The sequence below is a fragment of the Blautia sp. ZXY-1-C6 genome (assembly GCF_056339875.1).
In genome coordinates, this window is the sequence record NZ_JBWJVQ010000008.1 from 1 (window position 1) to 2,172 (window position 2,172).

General features: G+C 36.1%; 2 protein-coding genes and 1 pseudogene. All 3 read left to right on the forward strand.

Annotated features, from left to right (window positions below):
- Window positions 1–213: 213 nt before the first annotated feature.
- Complete coding sequence (locus AC075J_RS00365) at window positions 214–1,581, forward strand: AAA family ATPase (RefSeq protein WP_008704383.1); 1,368 nt, start codon at window positions 214–216, stop codon at window positions 1,579–1,581.
- A 70-nt stretch (window positions 1,582–1,651) separates the two neighbouring features.
- A pseudogene (locus tag AC075J_RS00370) lies at window positions 1,652–1,780 on the forward strand (HNH endonuclease); the annotation flags it as partial.
- Between the two features lie 18 nt (window positions 1,781–1,798).
- Window positions 1,799–2,172, forward strand: a 374-nt coding sequence (locus AC075J_RS00375) for a hypothetical protein (RefSeq protein ID WP_476389826.1), incomplete at its 3' end; no start/stop codon positions are given.

Sequence of the window (2,172 nt, forward strand, 5' to 3'; positions counted from 1 at the left end):
CATTGGGGTCTGACCCAATGAAATAAACAATTGTAAGTAACCTAAATGTTTGCTACTGGTCTCTCAGTTCTGCTTTTAAAATTTCTATAATAAAACTTTAAATTGTATTTTTCATAGTAATCCGTTATACTAAAGACAATATATAGCGGATTTTTATTAGTGGATTTATTGAAATTTCCAGATTCACTAGTGTTCAGGAAGGCGGCATATTGTATGTGTGAATTTAATATCCAGGAAATAGAACTTTTTAATTACAGGCAGTTTGAAGATAAGAAATTTGTGTTAAATTCAAGAATGAATGTTTTTGCAGGAAAGAATGGCTCTGGTAAAACAACAGTACTGGAAGCGGCTAATGTCGTGCTGGGGGCATATCTTGCAGCGTTTAAGACATATGTACCTTCCAGGTTTGTGTTTAATATCAAATCAACTGATGCAAGACGAAAGACTCAGATTTCAGATGATAGCAGAATTCTTACTGCTGGTGCAATCCCACAGTATCCTTGCAAGGTTAGTTGTAAGGCTGCATGGAATATTGATTATGAGTCTATTGGTTTTCAGCGTGTTCTTTTGAAACAGGATGGCAGAACTAAGTTTGGTGGAAAAAATCCAATGCAGCAGACTGTAATTGAATGGGAAAGCAAAATCGCAAATGCAGATCACTCTGATGAAGATGTTATTCTGCCACTGGTATTATACCTTAGTTCAGCACGACTTTGGAAAGATGGAAATAAAAGAACAGTAAAGACAGGCGTATTGAGCAGAACAGACGCATATAGCCACTGCCTTGATGCGCAGCATGGATTGGATATTGCATTTCGATATATAGATACGCTTAAAGCTGTTGCAGTTGAAGAAAATGATGGAAAAATTTTCCCGGCTTATGAGGTCATTTTGTGGGCGGTTAATGAGGCGTTTAGAGATGAGTTAAAATCAGGTGAAAAAATTATATTTTCTACAAAATATGAGGATGATATTATTGCACTTAGAACATCTGAAGGAACCGTTCTTCCATTTCAGATGTTGAGTGACGGTTATAGAAACGTTATCAAGATAATCTTGGATATTGCAGCAAGAATGTGTATATTAAATCCATATTTGAAGGAGAAAGCCTTACAGGAAACACCGGGTATTGTTCTTATTGATGAAATTGATTTAAGTTTGCATCCAACCTGGCAGAAAAGAATTATTGGGATTTTAAAACAACTGTTTCCTAAAATTCAGTTTATCTGTGCAACACATTCGCCTTTTATTATTCAATCACTTGAAGAGGGTGAGCTGATCACATTAGACCAGCCTCTGGAATCTGAATATTCAGGAGAGAGTATTGAAGATATTTCGGAGGATATTATGGGGGTTGTGTTACCTCAATATAGTGAAAAAAAGAGAAAAATATATGAAGCTTCAAAGCTGTATTTTGAAGCACTTACACAGGCAAAATCGCAGGAAGACATAGACAGGCTGGGAAAAAGACTGGCGGAACTGGAGGCTGAATACAGCGAAAATCCTGCTTATATGGCGTGGGTACATCAGCAGTATCTGGAACAGAAATGGAAAGTGAAAAAGAATGAGACCAATAAATAAGGGGGAGTCTCCATATAAAAAAATAAATGAATATAAGGACGCATTGCCATATTTAGAGAGACGGATAGGAATGTATTGTTCTTATTGTGAATTTTCTATACCACATGTTCCTGAGGTAGAACATGTGGTTTCAAAATCCAAAGGTGGAGATTTAACAGACTGGAATAATCTTAACCTGGGATGTAAATATTGTAATACACGAAAAAAGGCACAGACAATGCCGGAAAATAAAAAAAACTATTTGTGGCCAGATGAAGATAATACTGCTATCGCATATTCGTACATTAATGGTATCCCAAAGGTGAATGAAGAGTTATTGATAAAACTGGATTCAACAGGGGATTACCTGAAAAGAGCACGTAATACATATAACCTTGTAGGTTTAGGCAATCTTCCTATGGGAAAAGATAGAGATAGACGATTTGGACAAAGAAATACAGCTTATCAAAAAGCATTAAACTCGCTGGAACACTGGAATCATATGAAAGACCTGTCAAAAGAATATCAGAATGATATGAAAAATCAGATTATTATGACGGCATTGGGAGATGGATTTTTTTCGATATGGATGGAAGTGTTTTGCGACGAACC